This window comes from Sporacetigenium sp. TC11, from assembly GCF_058146105.1.
Window position 1 is genome coordinate 32643 of record NZ_JBYVNY010000006.1, and the last position, 13770, is coordinate 46412.

The 13770-nt window shown below is 32.1% G+C and carries 11 protein-coding genes; 6 read left to right on the plus strand and 5 right to left on the minus strand.

All coding sequences use genetic code 11. The features are described 5' to 3' along the window. The first annotated feature begins 4 nt into the window (after positions 1 to 4). From ACUSRV_RS10065 to ACUSRV_RS10080, 4 genes are all read left to right on the plus strand, one after another. Positions 5 to 1954 carry an oxidoreductase gene (locus ACUSRV_RS10065; RefSeq protein WP_490141820.1) on the plus strand — a complete coding sequence of 650 codons (1950 nt, stop codon included), beginning with the start codon at positions 5 to 7 and terminating at the stop codon, positions 1952 to 1954. 696 nt (positions 1955 to 2650) lie between these two features. Then, entirely contained in the window at positions 2651 to 3109 is a 459-nt protein-coding gene (locus ACUSRV_RS10070; protein ID WP_490141821.1) for a YdeI/OmpD-associated family protein, read from the plus strand. 247 nt (positions 3110 to 3356) lie between these two features. Beyond that, positions 3357 to 4271, plus strand: coding sequence for an ATP-binding cassette domain-containing protein (locus ACUSRV_RS10075; RefSeq protein WP_490141994.1), 915 nt, complete (start codon positions 3357 to 3359; stop codon positions 4269 to 4271). A gap of 4 nt (positions 4272 to 4275) precedes the next feature. Further along, positions 4276 to 5112, plus strand: a complete 837-nt coding sequence (locus tag ACUSRV_RS10080; RefSeq protein WP_490141822.1) for an ABC transporter permease — start codon at positions 4276 to 4278, stop codon at positions 5110 to 5112. 82 nt (positions 5113 to 5194) lie between these two features. Here ACUSRV_RS10080 and ACUSRV_RS10085 read toward each other — a convergent pair whose 3' ends face one another. The 3 genes from ACUSRV_RS10085 to ACUSRV_RS10095 are packed head-to-tail and all read right to left on the minus strand — an operon-like array spanning position 5195 to position 8786. Then, positions 5195 to 7438: an ABC transporter permease gene (locus tag ACUSRV_RS10085; protein WP_490141823.1), complete on the minus strand. Its 2244-nt coding sequence runs from the start codon at positions 7436 to 7438 to the stop codon at positions 5195 to 5197. Continuing rightward, positions 7438 to 8136 (minus strand): ABC transporter ATP-binding protein, encoded by a 699-nt coding sequence (locus tag ACUSRV_RS10090; protein ID WP_490141824.1) that lies wholly within the window; start codon positions 8134 to 8136, stop codon positions 7438 to 7440. The genes ACUSRV_RS10085 and ACUSRV_RS10090 overlap by 1 nt, the downstream gene beginning before the upstream one ends. Beyond that, positions 8136 to 8786 carry a TetR/AcrR family transcriptional regulator gene (locus tag ACUSRV_RS10095; protein ID WP_490141825.1) on the minus strand — a complete coding sequence of 217 codons (651 nt, stop codon included), beginning with the start codon at positions 8784 to 8786 and terminating at the stop codon, positions 8136 to 8138. Before ACUSRV_RS10095 ends, ACUSRV_RS10090 begins: the two co-directional genes overlap by 1 nt. 174 nt (positions 8787 to 8960) lie before the next feature. On the opposite strand from ACUSRV_RS10095, the gene ACUSRV_RS10100 reads away from it, so the two are divergent. Beyond that, complete coding sequence (locus ACUSRV_RS10100; RefSeq protein ID WP_490141826.1) at positions 8961 to 10307, plus strand: aspartate aminotransferase family protein; 1347 nt, start codon at positions 8961 to 8963, stop codon at positions 10305 to 10307. Between the two features lie 169 nt (positions 10308 to 10476). Here ACUSRV_RS10100 and ACUSRV_RS10105 read toward each other — a convergent pair whose 3' ends face one another. Together ACUSRV_RS10105 and ACUSRV_RS10110 are read right to left on the minus strand one after the other, a co-directional pair. Continuing rightward, on the minus strand, positions 10477 to 11265 hold the full coding sequence (locus ACUSRV_RS10105; RefSeq protein ID WP_490141827.1) for a CAP domain-containing protein: 789 nt from the start codon (positions 11263 to 11265) through the stop codon (positions 10477 to 10479). Positions 11266 to 11514: 249 nt separating this feature from the next. Further along, the gene (locus tag ACUSRV_RS10110) at positions 11515 to 12174 is read right to left on the minus strand and encodes a CAP domain-containing protein (RefSeq protein WP_490141828.1); all 660 of its coding nucleotides are present in this window, start codon (positions 12172 to 12174) and stop codon (positions 11515 to 11517) included. A 345-nt stretch (positions 12175 to 12519) separates the two neighbouring features. Between ACUSRV_RS10110 and ACUSRV_RS10115 the strand changes: the two genes are divergently transcribed. Continuing rightward, entirely contained in the window at positions 12520 to 13662 is a 1143-nt protein-coding gene (locus tag ACUSRV_RS10115) for an N-acetylglucosaminidase (protein ID WP_490141829.1), read from the plus strand. The last annotated feature ends 108 nt before the right edge of the window (positions 13663 to 13770 follow it).

Sequence of the window (13770 nt, forward strand, 5' to 3'; positions counted from 1 at the left end):
AAGTATGGAAAGAAAATATCCAAACCTATGTAAACCAATTAAAATTGGAAATGTTTATTTTAGAAATAGAATGTTCTCTGCTCCTATGGGTGGAACAGATATTACTGCTGACTGTACAATTGGACCAGCGTCCAAGGGTTTTTATGAATTAAGAGCTAAAGGTGGCGCTGCCTCAGTCACTGTGAGCGAATTAGTTGTTCATCCAGAAACAGAAGGTTCACATATGTATCATTTAGATCTAAAAACAGTAGGTTCACTTGCAAGTTTTACTTACACTGCAGATGCTATCCGTCGTCATGGTGCAATTGCCAGCGTAGAGTTATCTCATTCAGGACAATATGCTGGAACTTATTTAACTGATAAGAACAAAAAACAAGGACTTGCTCAATGGGGTCCAAGCGCTGGAATTCGTCCAGATGGTCTTCCAGTAAAAGAACTTACTGAAGAACTGATAGCTGATATTGTAGCATCATATGGAAATAGTGCTGCACTAGCTAAAAGAGCAGGTTTTGAAATGGTTATGGTTCATGGTGGCCATGGCTGGTTAATAAATCAATTCTTGTCTCCTTATTTCAACAAGAGAACAGACAAGTATGGTGGTTCTCTAGAAAATAGAGTGCGTTTTGCACAAGAGGTTCTTGATAGCATACGTAAGGCTGTTGGTCCTGGTTTCCCAATAGAGTTTAGAATGAGTGGTTCTGAATTATTTGATGATGGATATGATCTTGCAGAAGGTGTTGAAATTGCTAAATTAATAGAATCAAGAGTAGATTTACTTCATGTATCTGCAGGAACTTACCAAAGAGGATTTGGTATAACACATCCTTCAATGTTCCTACCTCATGGATGCAATGTTTATCTTGCAGAAGAGATTAAAAAGCATGTAAGTGTTCCAGTTGCAACAATAGGTGGATTAAATGATCCAAAAATGATGGAAGAAATCATCTCTAGTGGTAAGGCAGATGTTGTTGAAATGGCTCGTGCACTTTTAGCTGACCATGAACTTCCAAGGAAGGTTATGAGCAACAGAGATAAGGACATTATAAAATGTTTAAGATGCTATACTTGTATGGCAGAACGTGCTATGACATCAACAAGACGTTGTACAGTTAATCCATTGATTGGACGTGAACTTGATGGCACAGAAATTATTCCTGTAGCTAATCCGCGTAAGGTTTTAGTAGCAGGTGGTGGTCCAGCCGGATTAGAAGCTGCTATAACTGCTGCTAAGCGTGGACACAAGGTAATCCTTTGTGAAAAGTCTGATGAGTTAGGCGGAATCTTAAAGGGAGAACAAGCACTTCCATTTAAGTATGAAATGTATGAACTAGGCGTTACTCTTGGAAAATTAGCACAAGATGCTGGTGTTGAAATTAGATTAAATACAACTGTTACAAAAGAGTATGTAGAAAAAGAACATGTAGATGCATTAATTATAGCAGTTGGTTCAGAACCACTTGTTCCTCCAATTCCAGGTTTAAATGGTGATAACGTAGTAGTTGTTAATGACTATTATTTAGAGAAGGACAAGGTTAGAAATGAAGTAGTGGTTCTTGGAGGAGGTCTTGCAGGCTGTGAAGCAGCAATACATCTTGCACAAGAAGGTAAGACTGTACATCTAGTAGAAATGAGAGCAGAGCTTGCTCCAGATGCAAATATCAGACATCGTCCAATTCTATTGAAGGAAATTGAAAAGAATAATATTCATGTTCATACAGAATATAAGGGATTAAAGGTAACAGAAGAGGGCGTTTTATGTGCTGATACAGCTGGTGAAGAACATCTTGTTCCAGGTACTTCAGTAATCTGTGCACTTGGACAGAGACCAAGAAGAGATGTTGTAGAAGACTTAATTGATTCTGCACTTCATGTTATAGAAATTGGAGATTGTGTACGTCCATCTACTATAACCACTGCAGTATATCAAGGATACCATGCTGCACTTGATATCTAATCATTGTATTTTAGGCTTGATAACTAAAGAATAATCATTTTTCTGAAAAGTAAAATTACAGCTTCATATTGGCGCTTCTCGTAATATGAAAAATACCGATATGAGGCTTTTTAGTATGTTACGTGAAAATCATTAGCTATAGGACGATATACACATATGGATAACTTAGCAATTTAACAGTCAATTCTTTTGAATAATCAATTTACTACATATGCTATAAATACAATGCGCTTCATTAGAACTATTTTAAAAAAAGTATAAGTTACATTTTAAAATCATTTTGAATCTGTATTTAACAGATATATTGGTAGAAAATATGAAAGATAGTATGAAGTTAGAAATAAAAAGAAAGTATGATTCTATGAAATTTGAATTTTTTATTGATAAAATGAAGTAATAAAATTAGTGGATATTAAAGGTCATGCTTCGTCTCCACCATTGAAATCCACGAATTAGGTATTGGCTAAAGAGTCAATACCTTTTTTTACTTAGAATAAATATAGCTGAACCCTATCATAAATGACGTAGACTTTTTTGCATAAATATTGTAGGACTTGAATTTTAGTACAATGTAAGCAAATATTTCATTTGCACTTATACATATTGACGATATTTGATATAATAATTCGAAATAAATAATATATATATCTATTTATTGTTCAGTCTACTTAACTAACAGAAGAAGGAGTGAATTCATTGAAGCAGGAATTTAAAGCAATTATAAAACAACATGAAAATAAAAATGCAGCTTATGTTGAGCCGCCATTCGACGTTAACGAGGTGTTCGGTTCAAAACGTGTTAAAGTAAAAGCAAATTTTGATGGTGTAGAATATCGAGGGTCAATTGTAAGTATGGGTGGCTGTTACATGATTGGCCTAACACAAGAGATTCGAAATAAAGTTGGAAAAGGATTTGGTGACGAAGTATTTGTAACTTTGGAAAAGGATGAGGAAGAACGCTCAGTGGAAGTTCCTGAAGATTTTGTAGCCGCAATGAATTGTCATGGAACCGCTGAAGCTACATTCAAATCACTTTCATATACTGCTCAGAAGCAATACATAACCTGGATCACTTCAGCTAAACGTCTGGAAACTAGATCGGAACGTATCACTAAGGCAGTTGATTTATTGTCAGAAGGAAAAAAACTAAAATAATTTGAACGCCTTTTGAAAATAAGACTAAAAGACTCTTCCAATTATAAGACAACTTGTTGCTTTATATACAATGATATTGAAAAGACTTCTACTAAGTGATAAGATTTATACAGTAGAAGTCTTTTCGTATTAAGGAGAACATGAAAATAGGAAGTACACCATCGTTAGCTAAGGAGTTTTGAGGTTATAATTCAAGCATTGCAATGTGATATTCAAGAAAAATAAACGATAGGAGTTTAACTAATTGATGAAAAATATTATTGAAGTGCGTAATTTTATCAAAAAGTACGATAAATTCACAGCGGTTAACAATATCTCATTTGATGTTGAAGAGGGCAGTGTTTTTGCTTTTTTGGGGCCCAATGGAGCAGGAAAAAGCACAACTATTAACACTCTCTGTACCATCTTTGAAAAAACATCCGGAACTCTTCTTATTGACGGAAAGGACGTTTCCCATGACAAGAATGAAGTTCGGAATGTAATTGGGGTTGTGTTTCAAGACCCGACATTAGATAATAAGATGACAATTTTGGAAAACTTGGTAATGCATTGCCGCTTTTACAATGTTCCAAAGCAGGAAACTATGGAACGCATTAACTTTGTCTTAAACATTGTAGATTTGTTAGATTGGAAAAACGCAATGGTTAGTAGTCTGTCTGGTGGCATGAAACGCCGAGTGGAAATTGCACGAAGTTTGCTACATTATCCCAAGGTATTGTTTTTAGATGAACCAACCACAGGGTTGGATCCGCAAACACGTGCTCACATATGGGATTACATTGTTAAACTACAAAAGGAAAAGAACATAACAATTTTTTTAACAACTCATTACATGGATGAGGCAGAGATTTGCAATAAGGTTGCTATTATGGATAACGGGAAAATTGTTGCAATAGATACACCATATAGCCTCAAACAGAAATATACAAAGGATAAAGCTTATATATCAACCACTAATGGGCAAGAGTTGGAGGAACTTTTAGATAAGGCAGATTTTGTTTATTCTAAAAAAACCGGATATTATTCAGTTGAGGTTCGAAGCTTACCGCAGTTAATGGAAATATTAAGTTTGCAGAAAAGTAATATTACTGACCTTGAAATCAAAAAAGGTACACTGAATGATGTGTTTTTAGAAATCACTGGAAAGAATATAAGGGAGTAGAGATATGAGTATTATAGGAGCATTATGGACAAGAAATCTTAAAATTTTCGCACGTAACCGCGTTCAGCTAATTTTCACAATTATTATGCCGTTTTTCTTTTTGTATGTATTCAGTTCAGTATTTGATACAGGAGGTATACCAAATCCTGTGAACTATATGCTCGCCGGTATCGTTATTACAACTGTTTTTCAAACCGCACTCAGCATCGCATCTTCAACCATCGATGATATTGTTTCCGGTTTTATGAAAGAGGTGCTTGTAAGCCCGGTTAAGAGAATACATATAGCAATCGGACAACTATTGTCAGCAGCAACAATTGCAACATTCCAGGGGGTAATTATATTGATGATCGGCTACTTTATCGGACTGAAATTTCATTCGATAATAACACCATTTGCCGTAATTGGAGTTATGATAGCCGTTGGTATTGTGTTTTCTGGTCTTGGATTGTTTTTAGCTGCACTTATCAAAAACTCACAAACATTCCAAATTGTAATAGCAGCAGTTACAATGCCGTTTACATTCCTTTCCGGCGCATACATACCAATTGGCTCATTACCCGAAATATTAAAATATGTTGCCTATTTTAATCCAATGACATATACCACTGCATTTTTCAGAACAATTATACTTGAAAAAACATCATTGACTACCACTGAGTTGGTTAAAGAGCAGCTCGCTTTTCAAATCGGTAATTTTGTTATTACGCCTTTTATGAGCATGATTATTACCGTTGCATTCGGGGTTGTATTTGTGTCCTTGTCTACCTTTGTTTTCACCAAGGTGGATTTTTCAAGGATTAATCGCTCTAAAAGCAAAGAAGAGGATATTTGGCAATAGCATAAGAATCATGCCCATATTCCATATATATAATTAAAGCCAATCTCTAATTTTAAAAGAGATTGGCTTTAATTAATTGTTTTTATTCCATTCTAGATTTTAATGCTTCGACCATAGAAATTCTATTTACTTTTTTCCTGCTTAAGAATTTAGATAGCTCGTAAGTTAAGTATATTATTACAAAACCAATTAGAACATATCTGTAATCTATACTTACAGGGAAGGATATACTCATATCTCTTGTTATGGATTTAAACATAGCTTTTAAAGATGCAATAAGTAGAGGTACTCCTATAATATATCCAATTACTACTATAAAGGAAGAGCTATTTAATATAAGAGAATAAACCTCTTTCTTTCTATAACCCAGAACTTTCATAAGAGAAATATTTTCCTTATTCTCCTCGATGGTAAGGGAAGTAACAACATATATTACTATAAGCCCAATTATAAAGGACATAAAGGCTATAACTCCAATAACAGCCTGAAGTGGCTTGGTCATTGAATCAAAGGCATTTTTCATATCGTCAACTGTCACAGTAGCTAATAATTTATTTTCTGGAATATCTATTTTTTCTGTACTCCATAGCCCCATATAGCTACCAATTGGTAATTTAAGCATATCATTAAGGTCATCAAGTGGTATATAAATATATTGTCCTACATAGGTTTCAGCAATATTATCAACTTTTATGCTGTATTCTTTTGAATCTAGTCTATTAATAACTTTAATAGTATCGTTTGGCTTTATGTCGAGTTTATCGGCCAAAGGTCTTGTAATAATAATTTTATCAGATTTCAATACATTGCCTGATTTATTCTCAAAGGAAATATACTTAGAATTATGACTTACACCATAAACCGTAAAATTTACTTTGTCATCTGATTTTAATGAAAATGGTATTTCTGAGAAAGCTTCTCCTTTTTCTGGTTTATCATTTTGAACAGAGTTGAATACATAATGATAATTATATTTAAATGCCTCACTAAAAGAATTTTTCATTAAGGAGTCCATAGAACTCTTCGCCGCAAAGCCCATTAGTAGCATCATTGTTGCCATAACAATACCAAGTAAAAGAAATATACTTCTCGGTATGCTTCTAAGCTGTTCTCTTATTTTAAACTTAGTACTAAACTTTAGCTTATCTAGTTTTATCTTTCTTTCTATAAATCCAATCTTATTTTTTTCTTTTCCACCTCTCATAAGTTCAACAGGCGAATTTTTAAGTGATTTATTTACTACAAAGTAACTACAGACTATCAAAAAGATTATTGGAAGCAAAATACTTATAATAATATAGTTAATATTATAATCTAAAATGCCTATAGGTATATTAAAGTATGACGCATAATATTTAATCATGGGTCTTAAGGCTAGGGAGCCAAGTATAGTTCCTAATATACCACCTAAAAGTGAGATGGTCATAGGATATAAAAGGTAGTGTTTCATAATTTCTTTTTTTCTATAGCCTAGAGCATAAAGAGTTCCTATAATAGAAGATTCTTTTTTTAACATTCTCGACATAACTACACCTGTTAATATACATGTAAGAATTAGTACAGCTATAGGCATAGAAGAGCTCATCTCATCGACACCAGCAAGCTTTGCTGTAAAATAGGTTACTCTTGGATTATCAGTTATGTCCATCCAGCTAAGTATAGTAAGGTTTTCAATTCTTAAATAATCTTTAAATTGGGATACTTTATCATCTAAATTACTTTTATCACCATTAAATCGTATAGAATAAAAACTATTCCCTTTATTTAGACTATTAAAATCATCCTTACTAATAAGTGCTATACCAAAATTATTTGGATCGTTCATTATATCTGATTCCACTCTTAATGGATATATATAATTTGGTAGAGACATGAATCCTGATATAGTGAAATTCTCATCATATATTTTTATGCTGTCACCTATTTTTAATTTATTGGCTTTTGCATAAGATGGATCAATGAGAATATCACCGCCACTTAGATTATTACCTTCAATTATAGCAGGAAGATTAACTTTTGTATTTTCGCTGAATATTCTTAGTGTTTTATTCTTTGATATCGAATAATCAACAGATTTTGTTTCTTCTATGCTCATATTGAACTTTGATTCTAAAGCTTCAATATTATTTAACTTTCTATCAATAATAAATGTTGCATTTTCTTGCTTATAATCTTTTTCAAAAGAAGTTGATATTTTTGAAAGGTTAATTGAAAGCAAATTAAACATAGTAAAAAGAAGGCAGCTTAAAATAATAAGTACTAAAGAACCAAAGTATTGAGATTTGCTTTCAATCATGGTTCTCTTGATTTTTTTATTTATAATCATTACCACTCAATCCTTTCTGCAGGAATAGTTGTATTATTAACTACGCTCTCTACAATTTCTCCACTTCTAACTTTATAAACCCTGTTAGCCATAGCGCTGATTGGAGTGTTATGTGTTATCATAAGTATTGTTGTGCCATAATCTTTGTTGATTTTTTGAAGAAGTTTTAGTATCTCTCTAGAGGTTGAAAAATCAAGAGCTCCTGTTGGTTCATCACATAATAAAAGTTTTGGATTTTTAACTATTGCCCTTGCTATCGAAACCCTCTGCTGTTCACCACCACTTAATTCCCTTGGGAACCTGTGTTTTTTATCAAGCATATCTACAGCTTTTAAAACTTCATCAGTATTTAGCGGAGATTTACTTATGTTTGAAACAACCTCTATATTTTCTCCTACAGTAAGATTAGGTATTAAATTGTAAAATTGAAATATAAAGCCTATATTTTCTCTTCTATAGTCTGTTAGCTTGCTATAATTTAATTTGGTAATTTCTACATTGTCTACGAAAATCATACCAGAGTCACATCTGTCAATTCCACCGACGATGTTAAGAAGTGTAGACTTACCAGAACCAGAAGGTCCAAGTATTACTCCAATCTCACCCTTATCTAGATTTATAACTGCATCTTTTAGAACAGTTGTAGTTACTTCTCCTGTCTTGTAGCTTTTCTTTAAATTTTCTACTTTTAAAAACATTATTTTATTCCCCCCATCATTCCATATTTCATTAATTCGACCATAGCTTTTAATTCATTCTCATATGCTTCAAAAGGTTCATCTATTATGTCTTCTCCTATGATTCTTGCTTTATTAATAATGTATTCCTTAATCTTATATGATACGCCTATTGCGAAAATACAAAGTAGTTTATCATCTATATCTTTTCTAATATAACCGTTTTCCTTACCCTGACGAATATACTGTAGCATATATTCATCTGAAACCTTTGTCATATATTTCATAGATTCGTCCGTTAGACTTTTGTATTTTCCTAGGAAAACATCTTGAATAAAGATAACTAGTTCCCTTTCTTCTCGCATCTGAATCATAAGTGCTTTTGAAGTCTCGTATAGATAATCAAAAAAATTCGTCTCTTTGTCTGTGAATATCAAATATTTATGATATTTTTTCATAAACAGCTCTATTGACCATTGAACTGAGTATAGGAAAAGCTCCTTTTTATTCTCAAAGTACTGGTACATGCTGCCTTTTGCAACTCCTGCGCTTTTAGCTATTTCTCCTATGTTTCCTTTTTCGAAACCATGGTTTGAAAATTCATTTATTGCTGTTCTCATTATATTCTCTTGTTTTTCTTCATTAAGATTAAAAAATGTATCTTTTGGCATTATAAATCTCCTCTTTGGATAGCATGACTTAGAAGTCATATGACTTTATAGTCACATTATATGACTCACAAGTCATAAAGTCAATATAGTATTTTTAAAATCAATATTCATAATGTGAACAAATAGTTAATAAAATAAATAAATACTTACTTAGGTATGTGTTAGGAGGTATATATGAATATTAATAAGTGTATTGAAATGGTAGAAAGAGATAGTAAGGTTATTGCTGGTGCAGGTAGAATTCCATATTATCCGCTGGTTGTAAGTAGTGTAGATGGAGCGACTATTAAAGATATAGATGGAAACAGTTATATTGATTTGCTATCAAGTGCAGGTGTACTTAATGTAGGGGGTTCAAACTCTAAGGTTAATAATGCCATAATTGAACAGGTTAATAAATTTATACATTATACACCTGCTTACTCATATAATGAACCTATGATAGATTTAGCACAAAGACTTACTGAGATTACACCAGGTAATCATAGTAAGAAGGTTGCATTTGGGCTTTCAGGTTCAGATGCAAATGACGGGGTTATAAAATTTGCAAGAGCATATACAGGTCGAAGCAATATAATTACTTTTATTGGAGCATACCATGGTTCAACATATGGATCTATGACTATGTCGGCAATTACTACAAAAATGAGAAGAAAAATAGGTCCTTTTTTACCTAATGTATATAGCTTTAATTATCCTAACTGTTATAGATGTGCTTTTGATAAAAAAGAAAAGTCTTGTAATACAGAATGTATTAATGAAATAAATACAGCATTTGAAACATACATACCTGCAGATGAAGTAGCTGCTGTAATAATTGAACCAGTACAAGGGGATAGTGGTATTATTGTACCTCCTAAAAAATATATAAAAAAGCTTTATGATATATGCACTCAAAATAAAATTTTATTTATAAGTGAAGAGGTGCAACAAGGTTTTGGTCGAACTGGTAAATGGTTTGGGATTGATCACTTTGACGTTATTCCAGATGCAGTAGTTTTAGGAAAGTCTATTGCCTCAGGTATGCCACTTAGTGCAATTGTAGGAAGAAAAGAGATAATGGAATCCCTTGAGGCACCTGCACATGCATTTACAATAGCTGCTAATCCTGTATGTTGTTCTGCAGCTTTAAGTACTATTGATGTAATTTCTGAAAATGGATTTTTAGAGCATGTGAATGAGATAAGTAATCTTGTTAAAGACTATTTTAATAAAATGAAAGATAAGTATGAAATTATAGGAGATGTTAGGGGATTAGGTTTATCAATAGGAGTAGAGTTAGTAAAAGATCGTATTAAAAGAGAGAGACATAGTGAAGCTGCATCAAAAATTTGTTATAGATGCTATGAAAAAGGTGTAATATTAATAACTTTAAGTGGTAATGTATTTAGAGTTCAACCACCTTTAAATATTACAAAGGAAGAGATGTTAAAAGCTTTGGAAATCATTGAGTCATCTATTGTTGATTACTTATCAGGTGAAATATCTGATGATGTATTAGAGATAGTAAAAGGCTGGTAAATGAAAAAATTACCAATATTAAGTATTCATAAACCTTAGAGTTATGATATTAAATATATAGTTAAAAGAGAGAAACTTTAAATGTCGAAATCTGAAGTTTAATTTTACAATAAAAAAGATACCGAGCTTTTGATGCTGGGTATCTTTTTTATCTATTAAAATATTTATATTATCTTCCTATAAACATTTGTGTCCAATATAATCTACCATTTTTATCTTTAGCTATACCTATACCTATTTCAGTAAAGCTTGAGTTTAATATGTTTTTTCTATGACCTTCTGAATTCATCCAAGCAGTCATAACTTCTTGTGGAGTTCTTTGACCCATAGCTATGTTTTCACCTGCAGATCTATAAGTTATACCGAATTGCTTCATCATATCAAATGGAGATCCGTAAGTTGGAGAATTGTGATCAAAGTAACCTTTGTCTATCATATCTTGTGATTTTAAAGTAGCAACTTTAGATACTTCAGTATTGAACTTAAGAGCACTTAATCCTCTTGAAGTTCTTTCTTTGTTTACTATATTTAAAACCTCTTGTTGATATGCACTAAACTCACCACTTGTTTGAACAGGTGCTGGAGCTGGTTTTGTAGTCTCTGGCGCTGGTGTTGGTGCAGGCGCTGGCTTTTGTTCTGGTACTGGAGTTGGAGCTGGCTTTTGTTCTGGTACTGGAGTTGGTGCTGGTGTTGGAGCCGGCTTTTGTTCTGGTGCTGGTTTTTGATCTGGAGCTTGAGTTGTAACTGGTTTTTCTATATTTAATTTATAACCTTTTAATACTTCATTTAGACGTTGCTCTAATAATTTATTTAAATCTGTATTTTTAGTTATAGTAGTACTGTTACCTGGTATTTTTACTGTTTTAACAGTTAATGCATCTGCACCACTTACCATTGAAGCTGATAACATTGTACCTATCATAGCATATGCGAATATTTTTTTTGTTCTCTTCATCATAGTTGTATCCTCCTTAGGATTTTTATTTAGTATATTAAATTAATATCTATAAATTAATTTTTAAGAATTATTTGTTTAATTTTAATTTGTAACTTTTTTGTAACCTTTACCGTAAATATAGTATAGCATATGGCTTTATGTTTTCAAACCCACAAATTCTTCCAGTAGATTATTGCTATATAATTATACACAAAAGGCTTAAGGGGTAAAAAAAGTGAGATGAAACCAAATTTCACCTCACTACCTTTATTATCTTCCTATAAACATTTGTGTCCAGTATAATCTACCGCTCTTGTCTTTAGCTATACCTATACCAATTTCAGTAAAGCTAGAATTTAATATATTTTTTCTATGACCTTCTGAATTCATCCAGGCAGTCATAACTTCTTGTGGAGTCTTTTGACCCATAGCTATGTTTTCACCAGCGCTTCTATAAGTTATGCCGAATTTTTTCATCATATCAAATGGAGAACCGTAAGTTGGTGAATTATGATCAAAGTAACCTTTATCTATCATATCTTGTGATTTTGTAGTAGCAACTTTAGATAATTCAGTATTAAATTTAAGCGTACTTAATCCTCTTGAAGTTCTTTCCTTATTTACAATGTTTAGGACCTCTTGTTGATATGCACTAAACTCACCAGTCGTTGGAGCTGCAGTGGTACTGTTTGTAGTAGTAGCAGTTGTAGTAGGGGCTGGTGCTGGAGCTGGTTGCGAAGTAGTAGTTGTGGGTTGTTTTACTGTAGTTGTAGTTGGCGTTGTATAATATTTGCTGAAATACTGTTGTAGATAAGTGTTATATGAATTAGTTGTTGTATTAGTTAAAGCATCTGCGCTATTTGTCATAGGAAGTGCTAATAATACACCCAACACTGAATATGCGAATATTTTTTTAGTTGTTTTTATCATAGTAGTATCCTCCTTATGATTTAAATTTAGAATATTAACTTAATATCTATATTTTGATTTAAGAGTTTTTTATTTTAATAAACTTTGTAACTGTTTTGTAACTTTTGCTGTAGACATAGTATAGCATGTGGTTTTATGTTTTCAAACCCACAAATTCTTCCAGTGGGTAATTTCCATATAACTAAACACCTAAGGGGTAAAAGTTTATATATGTTAAACGAAATATTTTTGAACTTAAGTTGGTGTTAGATAACAGGTAATTATTGAAAGAAAGGCAGAAATCGTTTATTTCTTGTCTTATTTTGCTATAATGGGGTTAATCACAACTAGTAGGGGGTAGAATATATGCATCTGAGGAAAATTGCAACCGCAGTATTATCATCAATTATTGCATTATCTATGACTACTAAAAATGTATTTGCAGATACTACAGGGAAAATAACTGCATCTAAGTTAAATGTCAGGAGTGGACCAAGTACAAGTTACAAAACTATAGCTAGTGTTTCAAAAAACAATTCTGTAACAATAATAAAGGAATCAAATGGATGGTATAAAGTAAAATTAAGTAATGGGAAGATAGGTTGGGCTTCAGGAAAGTATGTAAGTAAAAATTCAAATGTACAATATTCACCACCATCACGTGGTTCAAGATTAATTGGTCAAAACAAAGTAAATTCGGCGGTTTTAAATTCAGTAAAAACTCAGCCAAAAGATTATAATATAGGCTATGTTAAAGCAAGTATAAGTTTGGATTCATATATTAGTTCGCAAGTAAAAAGAACAAATAAATCAGCAGAGGCATTAAAGCCTTATATTGATCCAAAAAACTATACTATCAACAATAAAGAGACTTTTATGCAGTTTTTAAAGTTAAATAAGTTTAGACAAATTGATGTTAATAAATTAAATGTTTACTTAAATAATCTTAAAGTTAACTCAGGCAAAATTAATATATTTTATAATCAAGGACAAGCATTTGTGAATACAGCTAAAAAATATAATATAGACCCTGTATACTTAGTAGCACATACTCTAGTTGAAACAGGATTTGGTATGTCAGCTTTAGCACAGGGATATGAAGTTGTATTAGAATCTGATGGAAAGGCCTCAAGAAACGGAACAAAAGTGAAACTAAAGGATTTTAGTACTCCATCTGACTCAAAGACTGTTAAAGTCCACAATCTTTTTGGTATAGGAGCAGTTGATTCGTCTGTTATTTCAGGCGGTACAACAACAGCATATGATAATAATTGGACCTCGATACCAAATGCAATAGACGGTTCTGCTAAATGGATTACAGAGAATTATATATATAGAAGTGGTCATGCACAAGATACTTTATATAAGATGAGATACAATTATGTAGATAAATGGCATCAATATGCAACTGATATAGGATGGGCTAAAAAAATATCTAAGCATCTTAATAATTTATCTTATTTATATATAGGAACTAATCTATATTTTGAAGTACCAGTTTATGAATAGTAGAAGAATTAAAATATGAAGATAGTAGATATACTTATAGTATTTTAATTACGTAAATAAAGACCTACATAGTTTGTAGGTCTTTATTTTATTATATAAACAAACCTC

What these genes read in the sequence shown, in the direction of transcription:
- ACUSRV_RS10065 (WP_490141820.1), top strand. Translation starts at nt 5, where the DNA reads ATGGAAAGAAAATATCCAAACCTATGTAAACCAATTAAAATTGGAAAT.
- ACUSRV_RS10075 (WP_490141994.1), top strand. Translation starts at nt 3,357, where the DNA reads ATGAAAAATATTATTGAAGTGCGTAATTTTATCAAAAAGTACGATAAA.
- ACUSRV_RS10080 (WP_490141822.1), top strand. Translation starts at nt 4,276, where the DNA reads ATGAGTATTATAGGAGCATTATGGACAAGAAATCTTAAAATTTTCGCA.
- ACUSRV_RS10085 (WP_490141823.1), bottom strand. Translation starts at nt 7,438, where the DNA reads ATGATTATAAATAAAAAAATCAAGAGAACCATGATTGAAAGCAAATCT.
- ACUSRV_RS10090 (WP_490141824.1), bottom strand. Translation starts at nt 8,136, where the DNA reads ATGTTTTTAAAAGTAGAAAATTTAAAGAAAAGCTACAAGACAGGAGAA.
- ACUSRV_RS10095 (WP_490141825.1), bottom strand. Translation starts at nt 8,786, where the DNA reads ATGCCAAAAGATACATTTTTTAATCTTAATGAAGAAAAACAAGAGAAT.
- ACUSRV_RS10100 (WP_490141826.1), top strand. Translation starts at nt 8,961, where the DNA reads ATGAATATTAATAAGTGTATTGAAATGGTAGAAAGAGATAGTAAGGTT.
- ACUSRV_RS10105 (WP_490141827.1), bottom strand. Translation starts at nt 11,265, where the DNA reads ATGATGAAGAGAACAAAAAAAATATTCGCATATGCTATGATAGGTACA.
- ACUSRV_RS10110 (WP_490141828.1), bottom strand. Translation starts at nt 12,174, where the DNA reads ATGATAAAAACAACTAAAAAAATATTCGCATATTCAGTGTTGGGTGTA.
- ACUSRV_RS10115 (WP_490141829.1), top strand. Translation starts at nt 12,520, where the DNA reads ATGCATCTGAGGAAAATTGCAACCGCAGTATTATCATCAATTATTGCA.